At 63.2% G+C, this 22,242-nt stretch carries 15 protein-coding genes; 14 read left to right on the forward strand and 1 reads right to left on the reverse strand.

Annotated elements, in window-relative coordinates; all coding sequences use genetic code 11:
- Window positions 1-167: 167 nt before the first annotated feature.
- Entirely contained in the window at window positions 168-2,999 is a 2,832-nt protein-coding gene (locus AC3ITA_RS11280) for a winged helix-turn-helix domain-containing protein (protein ID WP_150673845.1), read from the reverse strand.
- A 197-nt stretch (window positions 3,000-3,196) separates the two neighbouring features.
- Between AC3ITA_RS11280 and AC3ITA_RS11285 the strand changes: the two genes are divergently transcribed.
- The 14 genes from AC3ITA_RS11285 (at window position 3,197) to AC3ITA_RS11350 (ending at window position 22,240) form a co-directional block, all read left to right on the forward strand.
- Window positions 3,197-4,351, forward strand: coding sequence for a CaiB/BaiF CoA transferase family protein (locus AC3ITA_RS11285; protein WP_489280303.1), 1,155 nt, complete (start codon window positions 3,197-3,199; stop codon window positions 4,349-4,351).
- A gap of 39 nt (window positions 4,352-4,390) precedes the next feature.
- Entirely contained in the window at window positions 4,391-5,194 is an 804-nt protein-coding gene (locus AC3ITA_RS11290; protein WP_489280305.1) for an enoyl-CoA hydratase/isomerase family protein, read from the forward strand.
- A gap of 51 nt (window positions 5,195-5,245) precedes the next feature.
- On the forward strand, window positions 5,246-6,802 hold the full coding sequence (locus tag AC3ITA_RS11295; RefSeq protein ID WP_489280306.1) for an acyl-CoA synthetase: 1,557 nt from the start codon (window positions 5,246-5,248) through the stop codon (window positions 6,800-6,802).
- 4 nt (window positions 6,803-6,806) lie between these two features.
- Window positions 6,807-8,330 (forward strand): acyl-CoA synthetase, encoded by a 1,524-nt coding sequence (locus tag AC3ITA_RS11300; RefSeq protein ID WP_150673841.1) that lies wholly within the window; start codon window positions 6,807-6,809, stop codon window positions 8,328-8,330.
- A gap of 217 nt (window positions 8,331-8,547) precedes the next feature.
- Window positions 8,548-9,687 (forward strand): acyl-CoA dehydrogenase family protein, encoded by a 1,140-nt coding sequence (locus AC3ITA_RS11305; RefSeq protein ID WP_095941723.1) that lies wholly within the window; start codon window positions 8,548-8,550, stop codon window positions 9,685-9,687.
- A gap of 28 nt (window positions 9,688-9,715) precedes the next feature.
- Window positions 9,716-10,924 carry a lipid-transfer protein gene (locus tag AC3ITA_RS11310; RefSeq protein ID WP_150673840.1) on the forward strand — a complete coding sequence of 403 codons (1,209 nt, stop codon included), beginning with the start codon at window positions 9,716-9,718 and terminating at the stop codon, window positions 10,922-10,924.
- On the forward strand, window positions 10,921-12,078 hold the full coding sequence (locus AC3ITA_RS11315) for an acyl-CoA dehydrogenase family protein (RefSeq protein ID WP_150673839.1): 1,158 nt from the start codon (window positions 10,921-10,923) through the stop codon (window positions 12,076-12,078). The genes AC3ITA_RS11310 and AC3ITA_RS11315 overlap by 4 nt, the downstream gene beginning before the upstream one ends.
- A 24-nt stretch (window positions 12,079-12,102) precedes the next feature.
- Complete coding sequence (locus tag AC3ITA_RS11320) at window positions 12,103-13,104, forward strand: acyl-CoA dehydrogenase family protein (RefSeq protein ID WP_489280309.1); 1,002 nt, start codon at window positions 12,103-12,105, stop codon at window positions 13,102-13,104.
- A 9-nt stretch (window positions 13,105-13,113) separates the two neighbouring features.
- Window positions 13,114-13,902 (forward strand): crotonase/enoyl-CoA hydratase family protein, encoded by a 789-nt coding sequence (locus tag AC3ITA_RS11325; protein ID WP_095941727.1) that lies wholly within the window; start codon window positions 13,114-13,116, stop codon window positions 13,900-13,902.
- A 167-nt stretch (window positions 13,903-14,069) separates the two neighbouring features.
- Window positions 14,070-15,902 carry a DUF1302 domain-containing protein gene (locus AC3ITA_RS11330; RefSeq protein WP_489280311.1) on the forward strand — a complete coding sequence of 611 codons (1,833 nt, stop codon included), beginning with the start codon at window positions 14,070-14,072 and terminating at the stop codon, window positions 15,900-15,902.
- Window positions 15,903-15,928: 26 nt separating this feature from the next.
- Window positions 15,929-17,296, forward strand: coding sequence for a DUF1329 domain-containing protein (locus AC3ITA_RS11335; RefSeq protein ID WP_489280312.1), 1,368 nt, complete (start codon window positions 15,929-15,931; stop codon window positions 17,294-17,296).
- A gap of 138 nt (window positions 17,297-17,434) precedes the next feature.
- Window positions 17,435-19,645, forward strand: coding sequence for a helix-turn-helix transcriptional regulator (locus AC3ITA_RS11340; protein ID WP_489280313.1), 2,211 nt, complete (start codon window positions 17,435-17,437; stop codon window positions 19,643-19,645).
- A gap of 53 nt (window positions 19,646-19,698) precedes the next feature.
- Window positions 19,699-21,129 carry a coniferyl aldehyde dehydrogenase gene (locus AC3ITA_RS11345; RefSeq protein ID WP_256588917.1) on the forward strand — a complete coding sequence of 477 codons (1,431 nt, stop codon included), beginning with the start codon at window positions 19,699-19,701 and terminating at the stop codon, window positions 21,127-21,129.
- Between the two features lie 28 nt (window positions 21,130-21,157).
- Window positions 21,158-22,240: a Zn-dependent alcohol dehydrogenase gene (locus AC3ITA_RS11350; RefSeq protein WP_046040422.1), complete on the forward strand. Its 1,083-nt coding sequence runs from the start codon at window positions 21,158-21,160 to the stop codon at window positions 22,238-22,240.
- The last annotated feature ends 2 nt before the right edge of the window (window positions 22,241-22,242 follow it).

The raw sequence follows: 22,242 nt of genomic DNA on the forward strand, positions 1-22,242 counted from the left end.
GCCACCCGAGGTGGGTGGCGGGAGAGAAATGCCAGCAGGAAGAAGAGCACCACGGCCCCTGTGGGAGCGGGCTTGCCCGCGAAGAGGCCGGTACATTCAACATTGATGTTGACTGATACACCGCCTTCGCGGGCAAGCCCGCTCCCCCAGGTTTCTCTGTTTGTCAGTTAGTGCGTATTGAGACCCGCATCACCCTGCGATTCCAGATCCCGGACCCGCGCCACCGCTTCATCGCGGCTGCTGACGCCGAGCTTGCTGTAGATATGGCTCAGGTGCCATTTCACGGTTTCCGGGGACAGCCCCAGCGCGCGGGCGATTTTCTTGTTGGGCAGGGCCTGGGCCAGCAGTCGAACCACTTCGATCTCCCGTTCGCTCAAGGGCTCGATCCCGGCCGCCAGCGGTTTGCTGGTTGCCGCCGTCGCGGGCTTGGTTTTCGAGACTGCAGGCGCTGTAGCCCCGGCGGCCTGCAAGCGCTCGACATAAAACGCCAGCACCGGGTCAAGGACTTCCCGGCTGGTGATATCGCAGATCAGTTTCAACCCCTCCGGATGGGCGTCGATGAGGCTGCGTACCAGGCCGAAGCGTTGCCCTCGGCGCAGCGCCTCCATGACCTTGTCCCGCGCCTGCTCATGGTGACCCCGTTCGGACTCGATCACGGCACTGAGCACCATCAGGCGTACCGCTCCGAGTTGGCGGCGGTGCCTTTCACAGGTTTCGATCAGCTGTTCTATGCGTGCGAAGGCGCCGTCCAGGTCGCCCTGCGCCAGTTGCCAGCGAGCGCGGGCGTTCTCGGCCAGGATGTGGATTTCCTTGAGTGCCGTGTGCCCGGCGTCCGGGTGGCGCGCATCGATGGCTTCCAGGCGCGCCAGCTTGGCCTGGGCTTGTGCGGTCTCCCCGAGTATCAGCAACCAGCGCACCTGCCAGGTCAGGCAGTAGGCTTGCAGGCGCTCCAGGCCGAGTTTGATTGCGTACTCATCAAGCCGCTCGACGAACGCCAGGGCCTCCTGATGGTTACCCGCCAGCCATTGCACATTCCACAGCACTTGCAGCACACGCAGCACGGAATCGGGAATCGAGATCCGTTCGAGAATGTCGATCCAGCCCGAGAGCATCTTGAATGCGGCGTCGAGGTCGTTGGTTTCGTACAGCACTTCGCCGAGCAGCGCAGCGGAGAGGTAAGTAGCGTCGGCACCGCTTTTGCCGCATTGGCCGGCTTCATGCAATACATCGCGGTAAACCCGTTCCGCCTGGGTCATCTGGCCTTCAAGGGCCAGGCTCAAGCCGATCAGGCAGCGCCCCTGAAGGCTGCCCGCCGTGGTTCCCAGCAGCGGCTGGCCATTGATCAGCAGGTTCGGCCGGTCGAGTTGCACCTGCCGGGCTTTTTCGTATTCACCGCGATGCATGTACAGCCAGGACAGGATGTTGGCACAGGAGCCGATGGCCACGCTGTTGCTGCCCGCCGGCGGGTTGAGCAATTGCGGCAGGACCGTCATGGCCGCATCGGTGTCATCCCGCTGCAGGGCCAAAGAGGCGCGCAGCAGCGAGATCATGAAGCGGTCATGGACTTCGCTCTCGGGAACGTCGCGAAACAGTTGTTCGAGGCTGGCGGTGCAGGCCACGAAGTCCCTGGCATATAGCTGCATCCGCGTTTTGAGAATGCGCAGCTTGACCCGGGCCTGTACCTGTTCGACCGGCAACAGCCGCACCAGCTCGATCAGCATGCGCAGGTCGCCATGGGCGTACAGCGCTTCGCAGTGTTGTTCCACCAGATCGGCGGCGGCCGACGGGTCACCGCCCATGACCGCATGGTGCACCGCTTCATCCAGGTGATTGTGCTCGCGGAACCAGTTCCATGCGCGAACGTGCACCGCTTGCTGCTCGGCGTTGTTGCGCGAGTCGAAATACTTGAGCAGGGTTTCGCGCAGCAATGGGTGCAGGCGATACCAGGTTTCGCGCTCGGCGCTGTCCACCGGGATCAGGAACAGGTTGTCCCGCTCCAGCCGCGTCAGCAGCGCGTTCGCCTCGGCAACCGCCTGCGGGTGACCACTCAAGGCCGCGCACAACGAGGCGCAGAAACGGTTGCACACGGCCATGAGCAGCAACAGGTCCAGGTCTGTCGGTGACAGGTGGGACAACACTTCGACTTCGAAAAACCTGGCGAAGGCTTGATCGTCCCGTAGCTGCGCTTGCACCGATGCCGCCTCTGTGGCGGCAGGCGGGCGATTCTTTTTGCGGCTGACGGCGAGCAGTTGCAGGCCGGCGACCCAGCCATCGGTCAGCTCATGCATCATCCTGGCGTCCCGGGCGCTGATCTCGCCCAACTGCGCCTTGAGGAACTGTTCGGATTCGGCGGCGGTGAAACGCAAGTCCCGCAGGTTCAGTTCCAGCACCAGTTCCTGGCTGCGCAACCGCGCCAGGGACAGCGGTACGATACTGCGCGAGATCAGCGCCAGGTGCAGGTTGGCCGGGGCGTAGTCGATCAGCCATTGCAGGGCCTGGTGAATGCCCACGTCAGTCAGGTGGTGCAGGTCGTCGAGTACCAGCACCAGCTCACGGCCACGGCTGGCAATGCTGCGCACCAGAGTGATGACAGTGCGTTCCACGGCTTCGCTGTCGATGCCGCGACCTTCCAGTTGAGTCGCTTCGCGCACGAGCGTCGGGTCGATCTGGCCGAGGCTTGCCAGCAGATAGTCAAGAAAGCGTGCCAGTTCGTTGTCATCGGCCGACAGCGTCAGCCACGCCACATCGAACCCCAGCGGCAACAGCGCCTGGCGCCAGGCGATCAGGGTCGAGGTCTTGCCACACCCGGCCGGCCCCTTGAGCACGATGCAACGCAGGCGGCGGGCCTTGAGCATTTGCTCCTGCAGGCGCTCGCGGGAAATCAGGCGCCCGGCGCTGCGCGGTGGAGTCAGCTTGGTACTGACGATCGGGGACTGAACCGGATTGAAGACCTGGCTGGCATGGGTGTCCGATGCATTGGACTTGCGGTGTTTATCCATGGGGCTGTCCGATTCTTTTTTGTTTTATGAGTGCGCCGAATCTCATCGAGTGTAACCCAGACCATGGGCGGGATGACCCTGTCTTTGGCGGCCACCACCCGATGCGGGTGGTGGTCGGTGGGGCCGGGATTGATCTACTGGATGGCACAACAATAGGAGTGCTGCTGGCGCTCCAGAAGAATCACGGAGCGTTGGCGATGGGCGTACTGAGCGGCATTCGGGTGGTGGAGTTTGAGGCAATCGGGCCGGCGCCGTTTGGCACCATGCTGTTGGCCGACATGGGCGCCGACGTGGTGCGCATCGACCGGCCGCAGAAGGCCAGTGACCTGGGGCCGAAACTTGAAGGCAAGCGGGTCGACATCACCGGGCGCAACCGGCGTTCGGTCACCCTCGACCTGAAGCACCCCGACAGTGTCGCTGTCGCGCTGGAGTTGATTGAGCGCGCCGATGTGGTGATCGAAGGGTTTCGCCCCGGCACGATGGAGCGCCTGGGTCTCGGCCCGGAAGTCGCGCTACAGCGCAATCCGCGCTTGGTCTACGGCCGTATGACTGGCTGGGGCCAGACCGGCCCGATGGCCGACCGCGCCGGCCATGACCTGAACTACATCGCCTTGTCGGGTGTGCTGTCGAGTATTGGCCCGGCCGGTGGTCGACCGGTGCCGCCACTGAACCTTGTGGGTGACTACGGCGGTGGCGGCATGTTGCTGGCGATGGGCGTGCTCGCGGCGCTGGTCAATGTGCAGCGTGGCGGCGCCGGGCAGGTGGTTGATGCGGCGATGACCGAAGGTGCGGCGCAGTTGGGCTCGGTGATCTGGGGTCTGCTGGCCGGTGGTCACTGGAAAGAACAGCGCGGCAGCAACCTGCTTGATGGCGGTGCGCCCTGGTACGACACCTACGAAACCGGCGACGGCCAGTACATGGCGATCGGACCGATTGAATCGCGCTTCTACGGGCAGATGCTGGACATTCTAGGGCTTTCCAACGCAGACCTGCCCAGCCAGCACGACCGGACTGGCTGGCCGCGCCTGCGGGAGGCATTCACCGCTGCGTTCCTTGGCCGTACCCGCAAGCAATGGGAGGAGGCCTTCGAAGGCAGCGACGCCTGCGTTGCGCCGGTGCTCGGGCTCGCCGAAGCGGCCAGGCACCCCCACGGCGTTGCCCGTGGCAGCTTCATCGAAGTCGACGGGGTGGTGCAACCGGCCCCTGCTCCGCGTTTCCTCGGCACGCCATCGGCGCAACCGCAACCGGCGCCCGAGCGTGGAGAACATGGCGGCGCAGCACTGCGCGACTGGGGCTTCGACACCGCGGCCATCGAGCGCTTGCGTGAACTGGGCCTGGGTTTTGGCGCCTGAAAAACAACATGAAGAATCGCGCAGCGCAGGAGTTACATCATGGCCATTCAGTTCAAGATCATCGATCACGTGGCACTCATCACGCTCGATGCGCAACAGTCGAACAACGCGCTGACCGTCAGCGACCTGATGCACCTGCGCAAGACCCTGGGTGCCTGCCAGGATGACGAGCAGGTGCGGGTGATCGTCCTGACCGGTGCCGGCGAGCGCGCGTTTTGCAGCGGTGCAAGCCACAAGGAGTCGTTGCTGGCGGCATCCGGTTTTGTCGCCGGCACCCTCAAGAGCCGCGAGACCGAAGCCGAGGAGGGCGGCTACAGCCGGCTGTTCGACCTCAGCGACCTGGACATCTGGAAACCGGTGATTGCCGCCATCAATGGTGCCTGCCTGGGTGGCGGTCTCGAGCTGGCGCTGCAATGCGATCTGCGCATTGCCTCGGCCGGCGCCACGTTCGGCTTGCCTGAGGTGTGCGACGCGACCATTCCGGCGGCTGGTGGCGTGCAGTACTTGCTGCGTGCAATTCCAGCGGCCCATGCCATGAAAATGGCGCTGACCGGGGAGTCGATCAGCGCCGGGCAGGCGTTGGACATCGGTTTGATCATCGAGCTACTGCCCAGGGAACGTCTGCTGCCAGCGGCGCTGGATCTGGCCGAGCGAATTGCCGCCAACGGCCCGCTCGCAGTGCAGTCGATCAAGCGCCTGGCCTTGCAGAGCGCCCATCTCGCGCCCCGGGACTTCGTCACCCAGGCCCATCTGCACTGGGGCTTGCTGCGCGACAGCGAGGATCACGCCGAAGGGCGCATGGCCCAGGTCGAGCAGCGTTCGCCGAAATACACCGGTACCTGATCCGTAGCGTCGCGTTCGTTACCTGACAACAATAATTCACAGGAGAACCTCATGTATCTGACCCAAGGCCTGCACCGCGTGCTGCAACAACGTCCACATGCCGTGGCGACGGTCTTTCGCGGCCGCCGCCGCACCTATGCCGAACTGGCCGACCGGGTGGCTCGCCTGGCCGGGGCCTTGCAGCAACTGGGGATGCGGACCGGCGATCGGGTCGGTCTGCTGGGCCTGAACTCCGACCGGTTCCTTGAGTATTTCCTGGCGACCTGGTGGGGTGGTGGCGTAGTCAACCCGGTGAACATTCGCTGGAGCGTGCCGGAAATCGTCTATTCGCTGGACGACTGCGACACCCGCATCCTGCTGATCGACGACACCTTCCTGCCCATGGCTGAAGGCATTGCCAGCAGCGCCGGGGTGCGGCCGTTGCTGATCCACATCGGCGACGGGCCGTTGCCAGAAGGCATGCTGTCCTACGAGCAACTGATTCGTGAAGCTACGCCCGTGGACGACGCGTTTCGCGGCGGCGATGACCTGGCGAGCATCATGTACACCGGCGGCACCACCGGCCGACCGAAAGGCGTGATGCAGTCGCACATGAACCTGTGGACCGCCGCCGTGGCCCGTGCCGCCGACGTGCCAGTGCCGGCTGACGCCTTGACCCTGCACATCGCGCCGATGTTCCACCTGGCGGCGCTGTCGCGGGTGATCCTGATTTCGTTGCTGGGGCTGCCGAGCATTTTCGTTCCGGCCTTCGATGCCCTGGACGTGATGCGCACCATCGAGCGCGAGCGCATCACCGATATCCTGATCGTACCGACCATGCTTCAGGCGCTGATCATGCACCCCGATTTCGCCGGGCATGACCTGAGTTGCCTGCGCAGCCTCACTTACGGCGCCTCGCCGATTGCCGTGCCCTTGCTGGAAATGGCACTCAAGGCCTTGCCGAATGTCGAGTTCACCCAAGGCTACGGCATGACCGAAGCGGCACCGCCAATCTCTGCCAACGGCCCGGAAAACCACAGTGCAGAAGGCATCGCCAATGGTCGCCTGCGCTCGGCCGGGCGGCCGGGACTGGGCGTCACGGTGCGTATCGTCGACGAAAATGACAACGAAGTGCCCTGCGGCACCGTCGGCGAAGTGGTGGTGCGCGGCCCGAACATCATGCTCGGCTACTGGAACAACCCCGAGGAAACCGCCAAGGCCTTGCGCGGCGGCTGGATGCACACCGGCGACGGTGCCTACATGGACGCTGATGGCTTTATCTACATCGTCGACCGCTTCAAGGACATGATCGTCAGCGGTGGCGAGAACGTGTATTCCGGTGAAGTGGAAAGCGCCATCGCCAGTCACCCGGCCGTCGCCGCCTGCGCGGTGATCGGCATTCCCTGCGCGCAGTGGGGCGAAGCGGTGCACGCGGTGGTGGTGCTCAAGCCGGACAACGAGGTTGCAAGCGCCCAGATCATCGAACACTGCCGTCGGCAGATTGCCGGCTACAAGACCCCGAAATCCGTGGAGTTCCGTGCTGCGTTGCCGTTGTCCGGTGCGGGCAAGGTGCTCAAGCGCGATCTGCGCGAACCGTTCTGGCGCGGCACGGATCGGGGCGTGAGCTGACAGCATGTACATGACTCAATGCCTGCAACGCACGCTGCAACAGAACCCGGACCACATCGCGACTATCTGTGGCGAGCGTCGCCACACCTACCGTGAATTTGGCGAACGGGTCGCTCGCCTGGCGGGCGCCTTGCAGAATCTCGGCATGGCGGCCGGTGACCGGGTTGGCATGCTGGCGCTGAACTCCGACCGCTACCTGGAATACATCATGGGCGTGTGGTGGGGCGGCGGGGTGCTCAATCCGGTGAACATCCGCTGGAGCGTGCCGGAAATCGTCTATTCGCTGGACGATTGCAGTACTGGCATCCTCATCGTCGATGAGCACTTCACTGCGCTGGCCGAAGGCATTTGTGCCAGGGCCCGTCGTGCGCCGCTGTTGATTTATGCGGGTGACGGTGACGTGCCGGCCGGCATGTCGGGTTTCGAGCAATTGATTGCCCAGACTGCGCCAGTGCAAGACGCCGGGCGGGGCGGTGAAGACCTTGCCTGCATCATGTACACCGGCGGCACCACCGGGTTTCCCAAGGGTGTCATGCAGTCGCACCTGAACCTGTGGTCGGCGTGCATGCCACGCATGGTGGACATGCCGCCGATCCACGGCGGCCTGCTGATGCATGTTGCACCGCTGTTCCATGTCGCCGGCATGGCCCGTGCACTGATTCAGTTTCTGGCCGGTGAAAGCCATGCGCTGGTGTCGAGCTTCGACCCGTTGCAGGCCTTGCAGATGATTGAGCGCGAACGGGTCACCGAGACATTGCTGGTGCCGACCATGATCCTTGCGCTGTTGGCTCATCCAGACTTTGACAAGTATGACCTGGGCAGCCTGAAACGCCTGACCTACGGCGCTTCACCCAGCGCCGGGGATATGGTCGAGCAAGTGCTGGCCAGACTGCCGGACATCGAATTGTCCCACTCCTACGGACTGACCGAGGCCTGCCCGGTGGTGTCCAGCAATCTGCCGTGCAATCACACGCCAGAGGCGCGCATCAGCGGTTTGTCGCGCTCGGTGGGGCGTGGCGGCCTGGGCGTCAACGTGAAGATTGTCGACCCCCAGGGCCAGGAGGTTCCCCGTGGCACGGTGGGCGAGATCATCGTGCGCGGGCCGAACATCATGCAGGGCTACTGGAACAAGCCCGAGGAAACCGCCAGGGCGTTGCGCGACGGTTGGTTGTACACCGGCGACGCGGCGTGGATGGATGAGCAGGGCTACCTGTTCATCGTCGACCGCTTGAAGGACATGATCGTCAGCGGTGGGGAAAACGTTTACTCGGCGGAAGTCGAAAACATACTGGCACGACACCCGGCCGTGGCGATGTGCGCGGTGATCGGCATTCTCCATGAACAGTGGGGCGAGGCGGTGCACGCGGTGGTGGTGTGCAAGCCCGGTGTCCAGGTCGATGAGGTGCAATTGCGGCTGTTCTGCCGCGAGTTCATCGCCGGCTACAAGTGCCCCAAGACCGTGGAGTTCCGCGACGAGCTGCCGCTGTCGGCGGCGGGCAAAGTCCTTAAGCGCGAACTGCGCAAGTAACCACACCACAAAAACCTGTGGGAGCGAGCTTGCTCGCGATAGCGGAGTGTCAGGCACCGTCAATATTGAATGTGCCGTCACCATCGCGAGCAAGCTCGCTCCCACAGGGGGCGGCATTCCGCTACCCGATCCGGGTGGCTTCATCACCCACCTCCCGCCAATACAGTGGACCCACGAACCAGGCGCATGCCTGCCTGGCAACCCACTGGAGATCCCGATGCACATCAACCGTACCGTCTACCGTGAAGACCACGAAATGCTGCGTGAAACCGCGCGGCGTTTCTTCGAGCGTGAATGCCTGCCCAAGCAGGCGCAGTGGGACGAGGCCGGGCAGGTCGACCGGGAAACCTGGCTCAAGGCCGGGCGCCACAACCTGTTGTGCCTCACCGTCCCCACCGAGTACGGCGGTGGCGGCGGCGACTTCGGCCACTCGGCGGTGCTGATCGAAGAGCTGTACCGCGCCGGCGTTTCGGGCTGGAGCCTGGGCGTGCATTCGGACATCGTCGCCCCCTATATCGTGCGCCTGGGCACCGAAGAGCAGAAGCAGAAATGGCTGCCGAAAATCTGCTCCGGCGAAACCGTGCTGGCGGTGGCCATGACCGAACCGGGCACCGGCTCCGACCTCAAGGCCATTCGCACCACCGCCGTGCGTGACGGTGACGAGTGGGTGATCAACGGCAGCAAGACCTTCATCAGCAACGGCCTGACTTGCGACATGGTCGTGGTGGTGTGCAAGACCGACCCGAGTGCGGGCGCCAAAGGTTGCAGCCTGATCATGGTCGAGTGCAATCGCGAGGGTTTCCGTCGTGGCCGCAAGCTGGAGAAGGTCGGCCAGCACGCTGCCGACACCGCCGAGTTGTTCTTCGACGACGTCCGTGTGCCGGTGGGCAACCTGCTCGGTGAAGAAAACAAAGGCTTCATGCACTTGATGGAGGAGTTGCCGCAAGAGCGCCTGGTGATCGCCCTGTACTGCGCCGCCAAACTCGAACGCCTGCTGGAGCAGACCGTCGAGTACGTCAAGGACCGCAAGGCCTTCAACCAGACCGTGTGGGACTTCCAGAACAGCAAATTCAAGCTGGCCGACATCAAGGCCAAGGCCACCGCCGTGCGCCTGACCATCGACCACTACATCGCCGAACACATGCGCCGTCGCCTGACCGTGCAGGAGTCGGCCATCGCCAAACTGTACGCCACCGAGACGCTTTGGCAGTGCATCGACGACATGGTCCAGCTGCACGGCGGCTACGGCTACATGCTCGAGTACCCGATTGCCCGTGCCTTCGTCGACATGCGCGTGACGCGCATCTTTGGTGGCACCAGTGAAGTGCTGCGTGAGCTGATCGCTCGCCAGTTGTGATCCTTCCCCCTCATTTTCAGGTGACACCATGAGCGAAAAAGTCCTGGTTGCCGGCGTCGGCATGATCCCGTTCCGCAAGCCCAGCGAAAGCCCGACCTATGTGCAGATGGGCTCCGAAGCGATACGCCTGGCCCTGGCTGATGCGGGCATCGACTACAAACTGGTGCAAGAAGCCTATGCCGGTTATGTCTACGGCGACTCCACCTGCGGCCAGACCGTGCTGTACGAAGTGGGCATGACCGGGATTCCTGTGGTCAACGTCAACAACAACTGCTCCACCGGTTCCACCGCGCTGTTCCTGGCGCGCAAGGCCATCGAGTCCGGTTCGGCCGATTGCGTATTGGCGGTGGGGTTCGAGCAGATGCAGGCCGGCGCATTGAAATCCCACTGGGACGACCGCCCACCAACCCGCGAGCGCTTCCTGCCGATCCTGTGCGGTCTCACCGCCGATATGGATGGCATGCCCCAGGCCATCCGGACCTTCGGTGGTGCCGGGCGCGAGTACATGCACAAATACGGCACCAAAATGGAAACCTTCGCCGCCGTGCGCGCCAAGGCCAGCCGTCATGCCGCCAACAACCCACTCGCATTGTTTCGCAAGGTGCTCAGCGTCGAAGACGTGATGAACGACCCGGTGATTCTGCCAGGCGTCATGACCCGCCTGATGGCCTGCCCGCCAACCTGCGGTGGTGCCGCGGCGATCCTGGTGTCCGAGCGCTTTGCGAAAAAGCATGGCCTGCGCCGCGACGTGGAAATCGTCGCCCAGGCGATGACCACCGACACCCCGGAATCCTTCAATTTCGAAAAACCATCGATGCTCGATTGGGTCGGTACCCACATGACCCACGCTGCGGTGGGCCAGGTCTACGAGAAGGCCGGTGTCGGCCCGCAGGACATCGACGTGTGCGAACTGCATGACTGCTTCGCCCAGAACGAAGTGATCTGCTACGAGTCGCTGGGTTTCTGCCCTGAGGGCGGGGCCGAGAAGTTCGTCATGGACGGCGACAACACCTACGGCGGGCAGATCGTCATCAACCCGTCGGGTGGCCTGCTTTCCAAGGGTCACCCGTTGGGCGCGACCGGTCTGGCGCAGTGTTACGAGCTGACCCGACAATTGCGCGGCAACGCCGATCAGCGTCAGGTCGACGGCGCGCGTCTGGCCATGGCCCATAACCTCGGTCTGGGTGGTGCATGCGTGGTGACGCTGTACGGCAAAGTCAGTGGGGGTGCCCAGTGAGCAGCTTGCTCGACGCCTTTCGCCTGACCGCGCTGCCGCCACACGCCGAGGCCTTTCGTACCGAGGTCAAAGAATTTCTGGCCGAGCATCTGCCGAGCGTCCCGGCGGATGTACGGGCCCGTAGCTGGACCGGTTTTGACGCCGGTTTCAGTCGCCAGCTCGCGCACCGTGGCTGGGTCGGCCTGACCTTGCCGGCCGCTTATGGCGGTGCCGGGCTGGATGCATTCAGTCGCTTCGTACTGGTCGAGGAACTGCTGTCGGCCGGTGCTCCGGTGGCGGCGCACTGGATCGCCGACCGCCAGAGCGGGCCGTTGATCCTGAAGTTCGGCAACGATGCGCAGAAGGATTTTTTCCTGCCGCGCATCTGCGCCGGCAAGGCGTTTTTCTGTATCGGCATGAGCGAACCGAACTCGGGGTCTGATCTGGCCAGCGTGCGCAGCCGCGCCACCCGTTGCCCTGAAGGTTGGCGTCTGAGCGGGCGCAAGATCTGGACCACCAATGCTCATCATGCCGACTACATGATCGCCCTGGTGCGCACCAGCGGTTCGCCCGAGGACCGTCACAACGGGCTGTCGCAATTCATCATCGACCTCAGGCAGCCAGGCATCAGCGTGCGTCCCATTGTCGACCTGGCCGGCGACGCGCATTTCTCCGAAGTGGCCTTTGACGACGTCTTGCTCGGCGAAGACGCGTTGGTGGGCGAGGAGGGCAGCGGCTGGAAGCAGGTCAATGCCGAACTCGCGTTCGAGCGCAGCGGGCCGGAACGCTTCTACTCCAGCGTGGTGTTGCTCGATCTGTGGGCCGACACCTTGCGCCGTCACGGTGCCACTGCACAGGAATCCGCGTTGCTCGGCAGTTTCCTCACGCAGTTGACCTGTCTGCGCAATCTCTCGCTGGCGCTGACTGCATTGCTCGCCCGGGGCGAAAGCCCGGTGGTGGAAGCCGCGCTGGTCAAGGACATCGGCACTGAATTCGAACAGGCGATCCCGTCAGCGATCGCCTTGGCGATCAGCGCCCATCCGGATGTACCCGTCGATGAGGAGCTGTACCGCACGGTCGCCTACCTGAACCAGGTCGCGCCGACTTTCTCGTTGCGCGGCGGCACCCGGGAAATCCTGCGCGGCATGATCGCCCGCGGCCTTGGCCTGCGCTGATGCACCTCGAATAGGAAAAACTTCATGTTCACTGAAGCCATTGAAAAGATCCTCAGCGACTTTTGCACGCCGGCACTGGTCCGTGCTGTGGAGGGCGGAGACAGCGCCGCAACGCTGTGGAGTGCCCTGGAAGACAGCGGCTTTCTCGAATTGCTGACGCCAGAAGTCGCCGGTGGCGCGGGACTTGCGCTGAATGCACTGCTGCCGGTTTTTGTCGCCTTCGGTCGCTGCGCGCTGCCGGTCCCGGCGGCGCAAAGCATTGCCGCCCGCGCGCTGCTGCGTGACTGCCCGATCACACCACCGACCGGCATGGTGACCCTGGTCGGCACAGCCTGTCGCCAGCCCGATGGCCTGTTATGCGTGCCGCGCGTGGCGTTTGGTTTGTTGGCTGATTTCGCCCTGGTCAACCTGGACGGCGAGTTGCTGCTGCTCGATTGCAGGCTCGCCCGGCGCGAGTCCACGGGCGTTCACGGCAGTCAATGCGCCACCTTGTACTGGCCGCAGTATTCACTCGGCAGCGCAATCGGCCATAACGGCGAAGAAGTACGAGTGTTTAACGCCGCCATTCACGCCGCCACCATCGCCGGGGCCATGGAGCAGGTTCTCGCCATGACGCTGGAGTACTGCAACGACCGGATGCAGTTCGGCAAGGCCATCGGAAAATTCCAGGCCGTGCAGCATCAACTCAGCGTGATGGCCGAGCAAGTGGCCGCCGCGCGCATCGCCGCTGAACTGGCGTTTGCCGGCGATTTGCAGGTGCCGGACCTGATGGCGACGGCCATTGCCAAAGCGCGGACCAGCATGGCCGTGCCTCAAGTCACTGCCATCGCCCACGCACTGTTCGGCGCCATCGGCGTGACCGAAGAACTGGACTTGCAATTGTTCACCCGGCGCCTGCACGAGTGGCGCATCAGCGACGGCTCGGAAACCTGGTGGAACGGCATCGTCGGCCAGGCCTTTCTCGAACAACCGGATACCTGCGCCAGCCATTTCGTGCGTCACGTCACCCTGTCCCCATCGGCCTGAGGATCATTCATGAGCGCGTTTTTGAAATACGAACAGGAAGGTCATGTCGTCACCCTGACGATGAATGACCCCGAGCGACGCAACCCGCTGACCGGCAACAGCGCGGTGCCGGAATTCCTCGAAGCCATTGAGCGAATCGAACGCGACAGCAGTGTGCGTGCAGTGATCATCACCGGCGCCGGCACGGCGTTCTGCTCCGGTGGCAACGTGCGCGACATGGATCGCTACGCGCAGATGTCGGGCATGCAATTGCGTCAGGAATATCGCACCGGCATTCAGCGCTTGCCCTTGGCATTGTTCAATCTGGAAGTACCGGTGATTGCCGCGGTCAATGGCGCGGCCATCGGCGCGGGGCTGGATCTGGCGTGCATGTGCGACATCCGCGTGGCGTCGGAGCACGCGAAGTTTGCCGAGAGCTTCGTCAAGCTGGGGATCATCCCTGGCGACGGCGGTGCCTGGTTGTTGCCACGCATCATCGGTTTGTCCCGCGCTACCGAACTGACCCTGACCGGGCAAATGATCGACGCTCGCCAGGCCGAGCAATGGAACCTGGTGTCCCGGGTTGTTCCCGCCGAACAGTTGCTGGATACGGCGCGGGACATCGCCGCGTCGATTGCCTCCAACCCGCCTCACGCCGTGCGCCTGGCCAAGCGTTTGTTGCGCGAGGCCTTGCACACCCGACTCGACACGCTGCTGGAAATGTCGGCGACGTTCCAGGTGCTGTCGCACCAGACCGCCGATCACCGCGAAGCCGTGGCGGCGTTTATCGACAAGCGAACACCGACTTTTACCGGGTGAGTGTCACCGAGCGTAACGCACGGTGAGCGTTGTTCAAACCGGGTTGTTACGCGGCACAAAACCCCATCAATAACGCTGTTTCAAATCACCCGTTCGGGTGTGAGACCCCCAACGGAGCGCCGCTAGCATGGGCGCTCCAACACTTAATCCTTAACCGGAGAAACCGCATGACAACAAAAACAATGCGCGGAGTCTTCCAGCCGAGTCTGCTGGCCGTCGCTGTGATGGTTGCCACTTGCGCGAGCAATGAGGCTCACGCTGTCGCTTTCAATATCGGGGAAATTCAGGGCAATTTCGATTCGTCGCTGTCGATTGGCGCGAGCTGGTCGGCAGCTGATCCGGACAAGCAATTCATTTCCAACTTCAACTCCCAGGGTGTCACCGGTGGCAAGTCCGCGTCCCGGACCACCGACGACAACCGCCTGAACTTCAAGAAAGGTGAAACCTTCTCGAAGATCTTCAAGGGCGTGCATGACCTGGAGCTCAAGTACGGCGACAGCGGCGCCTTCGTGCGCGGCAAGTACTGGTACGACTTCGAGCTGATGGACGAGAGCCGTCCGTTCTATGACATCGATGACTCGGGACGTGACCGTGCGGCCAAGTCGTCCGGCGCAATGTTCCTCGACAGCTTCGTCTACCACAACTATTCGATTGGCGATCAGGTCGGCAACGTGCGCCTGGGTAAGCAAGTGGTGAGCTGGGGCGAGAGCACTTTCATCGGTAACTCGATCAACAGCATCAACCCGATCGACGTCGCCGCCTTGCGTCGCCCGGGTGCGGAAGTGAAGGAGGGCCTGATCCCGGTCAACCTGCTCTATGTGTCCCAGGGCCTGGCCGACAACATCACCGCCGAAGGGTTTTACCAGCTGCAATGGGACAAGTCGGTGGTCGATAACTGTGGCACGTTCTTCGGCAATGACGGCGTGCCACAAGGCTGTGACGACCGCCTGGTGATCGCCGGTCTCGACCTGCCACCGGGTGTCGCGAAGAACACCGGCGGTCTGGCTGCCATTGCTGCCGGCACCGACGACGCGTTCATCCCGCGCCTGAAGGACAATGATGCCCGCGACGGTGGCCAGTATGGCCTGGCGCTGCGCTGGTATGTGCCGGAAGCCAACGACACCGAGTTCGGCGCCTATGCGATGAACTACCACAGCCGCAACCCGCTCCTGAGCATCAATCAGATGAGCAACCCGGCCGGTGGCGTGGCCTCGGCGCGCAGTGCGCGTTACTTCATCGATTATCCGGAAGACATTCGTCTGTATGGCTTGAGCTTCCAGACCAATGTCGCCGGCGTATCGCTCGGTGGCGAACTCAGCTACCGGCCAAACATGCCGCTGCAACTGAACACCGCCGACCTGTTGTCCGCCGCGACCTTCGGCGCCACATCGCCGCTGATCACCACCGGTTTCGCCGGACGTACCTTGGGGGCCGAGGTCAACGGCTACAAGCGCATGCCGGTGACCCAGGCGCAGGTGACCGCCACGCAGTTCTTCGATCAAGTCTTCGGCGCCAGTCGCCTGACCCTGGTGGGCGAGGTGGGTTACAACAAGATCAACGGCCTGGGCAAGGCGGACGGTACGGATCTGCGCTTCGGTCGCAGCCCGGCCTTCGGTTCCGGCGAACTGCCGGGCGCAGCGGGGGCGGCTACTTGCCGTGGGACCGCAGCGGGCCTGCCCAACGCCAGCAACCCGGCGCAGGAGTGCAACAACGATGGCTTCTACACTAGCAGCAGCTGGGGTTATCGCCTGCGCGGCAAGCTCGATTACCCGAACGTGGTCGCCGGTATCAACCTGTCGCCGAACATCGCCTGGTCCCACGACGTGCAGGGTTACGGCCCGAACTTCGATGAAGGCTCCAAGGCCGTGAGCCTCGGTGTCGACGCCGACTACCAGAACACCTACACCGCCAGCCTGAGTTACACCAACTACTTCGGTGGCGATTTCAATACCAACGTCGACCGCGACTACGCCGCGCTGAGCTTCGGCGTGAATTTCTGATGCAACCCTGCCAGAGGAAACTGAACATGAACGCACGTTTAATTCTGCGCGCTGGCGCACTGAGTCTGTCGTTGCTGGCCAGCGGTGTGATGGCCGCGGTCTCCCCGCAGGAGGCGGCGCAACTGGGGACTACGCTGACGCCGTTGGGGGCGCAGAAAGAGGGCAATGCCAACGGCAGCATTCCGGCCTGGGCCGGTGGCCTCAAACCCGGTGCGGCGGCACTCGACAATGGTTTTCTCGGCGACCCGTTTGCCGGTGAAAAACCGCTGTTCGTGATCACGGCAGCCAACGTCGACCAGTACAAGGACAAGCTGACCCCGGGCCAGCTGGCGATGTTCAAGCGCTATCCGGACAGCTACAAGATCCCGGTGTACAAGACCCAGCGCACCGCGGCGTCACCGCAGAACGTCTATGACATCGCGAAAAAGAGTGCGGTGACCACCGAGCTGACGCCCGATGGCAACGGCTTGGTGAACTTCACCCAGACTCGCTACTACCCGTTCCCGATTCCAAAGAACGGCGTGGAAGTCTACTGGAACCACACCAACCGTTATCGCGGCGGCAACATGGAACGTATAGCGGCCCAGGCGGCTCCGCAAACCAACGGTTCCTATTCCATCGTCGAATACGAAGACAAACTGGCCTTCCCGCAATTGATGGAGGGCGTCGATGCCGGGCAGGCCGATAACGTCCTGTACTACTACAAACAGGAAATCACCGCGCCGTCGCGCATGGCCGGCAGCGTGATCCTGATCCACGAGACCATCGACCAGGTCAAGGAACCGCGCCTGGCGTGGGTCTACAACGCCGGCCAGCGCCGCGTACGGCGTGCACCGCAAGTGGCTTACGACGGCCCGGGCAACGGCTCCGACGGCATGCGCACCGCCGACAACACCGACATGATGAATGGTGCTCCGGATCGTTATGACTGGAAGTTGGTGGGCAAACAGGAGCTGTACATTCCGTACAACAACTACAAGTTGCAGTCGCCGAAGGTCAAGTACGACGACATCATCAAGCCGGGGCATATCAACCAGGACCTGACGCGCTACGAATTGCACCGCGTCTGGCACGTGCAGGCCACGCTCAAGCCCGGTCAGCGTCACGTGTATGCCAAACGTGACATGTACTTTGACGAGGACACCTGGCAACTGGCCGAGGTCGATCACTACGACGGTCGTGGCCAGCTGTGGCGGGTGGCGGAAGGTTATGCGATCAACGATTACGAGCGTGGCGCGCCGAACTTCGCGATGCTCGGCATCTACGACCTGATCGCCGGCCGCTACAACGTGCTGGCCATGACCAACCAGTCCAGGCATGCCACCACCTATGGCTTGACCGCGAAGATGACCGACTTCACCCCGGCTGCGCTGCGCAACGACGGCATTCGCTGACCGTTCGCCGCTGCCTCAAGCAACGCCCTGTTCGCAGGGCGTTGTACATTGCGGGCCTTGCACCCACCTGATGCGGGTGGCGCGCAAACCGGTGTCCGGCTCAATGATGGAGTCCACTTCCCATCAGCGAGGTCCGCCATGTTTGTGCCACGGCTGCATCTGATCGATGCACTTGAGGGCAAGCAGTGCCGCTTGCAACTGCTTTGCGCGCCTGCCGGATATGGCAAGACGTCATTGTTGCAGCAGTATTTGCAGGGCGTTGCGCCGCCGGGGCAAGTGGTCTGGATGTCTTTGGGCGCACGGCCGCGGACGCTGGAGCACTTCATTTCAGGATTGGCGGGTGAATTGGGGTTGGCGGCTGATACTGCGCCGGATGCGGTATTGGCGTTTTTCGATTCAAGAGCTGTGGTGCCTGAGCTATTGCTATCGCGAGCAGGCTCGCTCCTACAGGGGAACGCGGTTAACTGTAGGAGCGAGTGTGCTCGCGATGAGGCTCTTGAGGTAGCCCCAATCCACCTGGTATTCGACGATCTTCCCGTCGATATGCCCGCAGACCTGAACCACTGGTTCGACCAACTCCTGTCCCTCAAAACCCCACGACTGCAAGTGTTGGTCACCTGCCGCCAGCGCCCAGACTGGAATCTGCCGCGCTTGATGCTGACCGGGCAGTTGCAGGAGCTGGGCACCGGGCAGCTGGCCCTGCACCCCGATGAGTTCGAATCGCTGATCGATGCCCTAGCGCCGCACACCGATGCAGCGGCCAGAGAAAAACTCTGGCATGAGACAGGCGGGTGGTGCGCCGGTATTCGCCTGTCGCTTTCTCTGGAACAGGCACAGTCCTCACCCTTGCTCGGCCAATACCTTGAGCGCGAACTGTTGTCGCGGCTGAGCCAGGAACAGCGCGAGGTCCTGTGTGGGCTCGCGCATTTGTCCCGATTCAGCGCGGACTTCTGCGAGCAGTTATGGGAAGGCCAGCAGGGTGGTCGGGTATTTCACAGCCTGCTGGACTGCCGGGCATTTCTGTTCCCGGTCGAGCAACAGCCCGGTTGGTATCGCCTGCTGCCCGCCGTGGCACAGTCCCTGCAAAACCAGTTGAACGCAGCACCGTTGAATCGGCTGCGCCTGCGGGCCTGTCAGTTGCTCAGCGTGCTGGGGCATGTCGATGAGGCGGTGGAGCAGGCGTTGTGCGCTGATCAGCCGGAGGTGGCTGCCAATTACATGGAGCGCTTGTGGCTGAGCTGGATCCTCGGCGAACGTCATCTGAGCAAGCTGATGGACTGGCGTGAGCGTATCGAACCGCAGTTGCTGCACAGCAGCCCGCGCCTGATCTATCTGTGCGCCAAGGCCTTGCTGTTCAGCGGGCGACTGGACGAAGCCGCCGAGTGCCTGGCGCGGCTCGGGCATTTTCTGCCGTTGCCTGATGCCCGGCGCAATAAGCGTCTGCTGGTGAACTGGCAGGCGCTGTACGGCACCTTGCAGGCATTGCGCGGCCATGCCGATTCGGCGCGCCTGCATTGTCGGGCGGCCCTTGACGAGCTGACGGCGGAGGATTGGCTGTCGGTGTTGTTGTGTCATTGCATCCTGGCGCGGATCGCGATGGAGGGCGGCGACCTTGTCAAGGCCCAGTCGCTGCTGGATCACTCACTGGAACTGGCCCGGCGCCAGGGCAGTCATGAGTCGGAAGTGTTGGTCAACGTCGACCGGGCGCGCCTGCTGATGCTTCAGGGGCAATGGGGGCAGGCGCAATCGCTGGTGCGAAGCGAGCTCAACCGACTGACCGTGAAGGGCGCGCAACCTTACCCGTTGCTCGGGCGGCTGCTGTTCACGCAAGGCGAGTTGCTGTTGCAACAGGGCCACACCCACGAAGCCGAAGTGGTGGTGCAGGCAGGGCTGTTGCAGGTCCGCGACTGCTGCGCCCCCTTTGTGCTCAACGCCTACCTGCTGTTGTCGGAAATCGCTTCGCGCAGCCGTGACCCGGAAAAGGCCCGCTGGCATTTGCACGAAGCCGAGCGGCGCATGCATTGGGGCAAGATCCACGCGGCGTGTTACCAAGGGCCGATCGCACGGCAGAACGCCCGGATCGCTGCCCACGAGCAACCGGCCAACGACGACAAGGTTTCACCGGTTCGCCTGACCGGCGTGGCGGATTACCAGGATGACCTGACGCCCCGCGAGGTGTCGGTACTCAAGTTGCTGGCCGAGGGGATGTCGGTGCGGGAGGTGGGCAGCCGCTTGTTCATCTCGGAAAACACCGTGAAAACCCACGCCAAGAACATCAACGTCAAGCTTGGCGCGTGCCGTCGCACTCAGGCCATCAACAGCGCCAAGGCCATGGGCATCCTCGCTTGAATCCATCGACGTGACGCCACCCACCTGATCCGGGTGGCGGCGTCGCGCCGGCGATGATCAACCATGCAGCCAGACCCTGTGCATTGCAGCCCGACCGTGGCCGCGTCCTGAAAAAAACAAGAGAGGTAGTGATGAGTGCCATCGAGAGTTCGACGAGCTGTGACATCCGCACGATCCTGGAAAAACAACGCGCGGCCTTTCAGGCCCGCGAACCCTATACCCTTGAAGAGCGCTGCGAGTTGCTCGACCGGGCGATCGGTTTGCTGGTCAATCATGAGCAGGAAATCATCGAGGCCCTGAGCGCCGATTTCGGCCATCGCAGCCCCGGTTTCTCCAAGGGCAGTGAAGTGCTGTCGCCACTGGCGACGCTCAAGCAGACCAAAGCCGAACTGGCGCAATGGATGCGCCCGGAACAGCGCCAGGCCCGGGCCGGTGAAGCCTGGGTGCAATTCCAGCCCCTGGGGGTCGTGGGCATCGTCACGGCCTGGAACGTGCCTGGCTACATGGTGTTCAGCGGGCTTGCCGGCGCGTTGGCAGCGGGCAACCGGGTGATGATCAAACCGTCGGAATTCAATCCGCATACCTCTGAGTTGATCGCTCGGTTGATCCGCTCTGTGTACGCAGAAGATGAGGTAGCGGTGGTTCTGGGCGGTGCGCAGGTCGGCCAGGCGTTCTGTGGCCAGCCGTTCGACCATCTGCTGTTCACCGGCGCCACCAGCATCGGCAAACATGTGTTGCGGGCGGCGGCGGAGAACCTGGTGCCGGTGACCCTGGAGCTGGGCGGCAAGTCGCCGACGATCATCTCGCGCTCGGCGGACTTCAACGACGCGGTGGCCAAGGTCGTGATCGGCAAGCTGCTCAACGCCGGCCAGTTGTGCGTGGCACCGGACTACGTGTTTGTCCCGCAAGAGTCGGTGGACGCCTTCATCGGCGTGGCGAAAGCCGTAGTGGCGAAGTTCTTCCCGACGCTCAGGGACAACCCCGACTACACCTCGATCATCAACGCCCGGCATTTCGAGCGCTTGCAGGATTACCTGAGCGAGGCCCGCGCCGCCGGTGTCGAGCTGATCGAACTGAATGCCGGTGCTGAAGATTTCAGCCAATCGACACTGAACAAGATCGTGCCGACGTTGCTGCGCAACCCCGGTGACGATTTGCAGGTCATGCAGGACGAAATCTTCGGCCCGCTGCTGCCGATCAAACCTTACGAAACCATCAGCGAGGTCATCGCCCAGATCAACGCGCGGCCGCATCCGCTGGCCTTGTACTACTTCGGCAACGATGCCGTCGAAGAGGCCCAGGTACTCAGCCGCACCTGCTCCGGTGGCGTGACCCTCAACGGTGTGATGAGCCACGCCAGCACCGAAGGCTTGCCGTTCGGCGGCGTCGGCCAGAGCGGCATGGGGGCCTACCACGGCATCGACGGTTTCCGCACTTTCAGTCATGCCAAGGCCGTTTTGCGTACAGCGGCCAACCCGGCCTGAACCCCACATCATTGTTGAGAGAACTGCCATGAAAGCTGCCGTATTCCATCAGGTTGGAGCCCCGCTGGTCATCGAAGAGGTGGGCATCAGCAAACCGGGTCCGCGCGAAGTGTTGATCCGCACTAAAGCGGTGGGTGTGTGCCACTCGGACCTGCACGTCATCGACGGCTCGTTTCCCTATCCCGGCCCGATGGTGTTGGGTCATGAAGCCGCCGGTGTGGTCGAGCAGGTCGGCTCCGAAGTGCGTTCGGTCAAGCCCGGCGATCATGTGGTCACCTGCCTGACGGTGTTCTGTGGCCACTGCGATCACTGCGTGACCGGCCATCTGGCGCGCTGCGTGTCGCCGGAAACCAAACGTGGTAAGGACGAAGAGCCGCGCCTGACCTACGTGCACAAACCGATGCCGCAATTCGTCAACCTGTCCGGGTTCGCCGAGCAGATGCTGGTGCACGAAAACGCCTGCGTGGCGATCCGCCGCGACATGCCGCTGGACCGCGCCGCCTTGCTCGGTTGCGCGGTCACCACCGGCACCGGCGCGGTGTTCAACACCGCCAAGGTGCGGCCGGGCGAGACCGTGGCCGTGATCGGTTGCGGCGGTATCGGCCTGGCCGCGATCAACGGCGCGGCGCTGGCCGGAGCAGGGCGGATCATCGCCATCGACATGCTCGACTCGAAGCTGGAGCTGGCCAGGCAGTTCGGCGCCACCGATGTGATCAACGGCCGCGACGGTGATGCCGCCAAGCAGGTGATGGAGCTGACCCGTGGCGGTGTGCACCACGCGTTCGAATGCATCGGCCTCAAGCAAACCGCCGAGCAGGCGTTCGCCATGTTGGCCCGTGGCGGTACCGCCACGGTGATCGGCATGCTCAAGCCGGGCCTGAAGATCGAACTCGACCCGCTGCAATTGCTCCACGAACGGCGCATTCAGGGTTCGCTGATGGGCTCCAACCGCTTCCCGGTCGACATGCCGCGCCTGGTGGATTTCTACATGTCCGGCAAGCTCAAGCTCGACGAGATGATTTCCCAGCGCATCCGCCTGGACCAGATCAACGAGGCATTCGATGAACTGCGTCGCGGTGAGCTGGCGCGCTCGGTGATCGTTTTCGAATAAAC

Source organism: Pseudomonas sp. GL_090 (assembly GCF_057837765.1).

What these genes read in the sequence shown, in the direction of transcription:
- AC3ITA_RS11330 (WP_489280311.1), top strand. Translation starts at nt 14,070, where the DNA reads ATGACAACAAAAACAATGCGCGGAGTCTTCCAGCCGAGTCTGCTGGCC.
- AC3ITA_RS11305 (WP_095941723.1), top strand. Translation starts at nt 8,548, where the DNA reads ATGCACATCAACCGTACCGTCTACCGTGAAGACCACGAAATGCTGCGT.
- AC3ITA_RS11345 (WP_256588917.1), top strand. Translation starts at nt 19,699, where the DNA reads ATGATCAACCATGCAGCCAGACCCTGTGCATTGCAGCCCGACCGTGGC.
- AC3ITA_RS11285 (WP_489280303.1), top strand. Translation starts at nt 3,197, where the DNA reads ATGGGCGTACTGAGCGGCATTCGGGTGGTGGAGTTTGAGGCAATCGGG.
- AC3ITA_RS11335 (WP_489280312.1), top strand. Translation starts at nt 15,929, where the DNA reads ATGAACGCACGTTTAATTCTGCGCGCTGGCGCACTGAGTCTGTCGTTG.
- AC3ITA_RS11290 (WP_489280305.1), top strand. Translation starts at nt 4,391, where the DNA reads ATGGCCATTCAGTTCAAGATCATCGATCACGTGGCACTCATCACGCTC.
- AC3ITA_RS11295 (WP_489280306.1), top strand. Translation starts at nt 5,246, where the DNA reads ATGTATCTGACCCAAGGCCTGCACCGCGTGCTGCAACAACGTCCACAT.
- AC3ITA_RS11325 (WP_095941727.1), top strand. Translation starts at nt 13,114, where the DNA reads ATGAGCGCGTTTTTGAAATACGAACAGGAAGGTCATGTCGTCACCCTG.
- AC3ITA_RS11310 (WP_150673840.1), top strand. Translation starts at nt 9,716, where the DNA reads ATGAGCGAAAAAGTCCTGGTTGCCGGCGTCGGCATGATCCCGTTCCGC.
- AC3ITA_RS11350 (WP_046040422.1), top strand. Translation starts at nt 21,158, where the DNA reads ATGAAAGCTGCCGTATTCCATCAGGTTGGAGCCCCGCTGGTCATCGAA.
- AC3ITA_RS11340 (WP_489280313.1), top strand. Translation starts at nt 17,435, where the DNA reads ATGTTTGTGCCACGGCTGCATCTGATCGATGCACTTGAGGGCAAGCAG.
- AC3ITA_RS11300 (WP_150673841.1), top strand. Translation starts at nt 6,807, where the DNA reads ATGTACATGACTCAATGCCTGCAACGCACGCTGCAACAGAACCCGGAC.
- AC3ITA_RS11280 (WP_150673845.1), bottom strand. Translation starts at nt 2,999, where the DNA reads ATGGATAAACACCGCAAGTCCAATGCATCGGACACCCATGCCAGCCAG.
- AC3ITA_RS11320 (WP_489280309.1), top strand. Translation starts at nt 12,103, where the DNA reads ATGTTCACTGAAGCCATTGAAAAGATCCTCAGCGACTTTTGCACGCCG.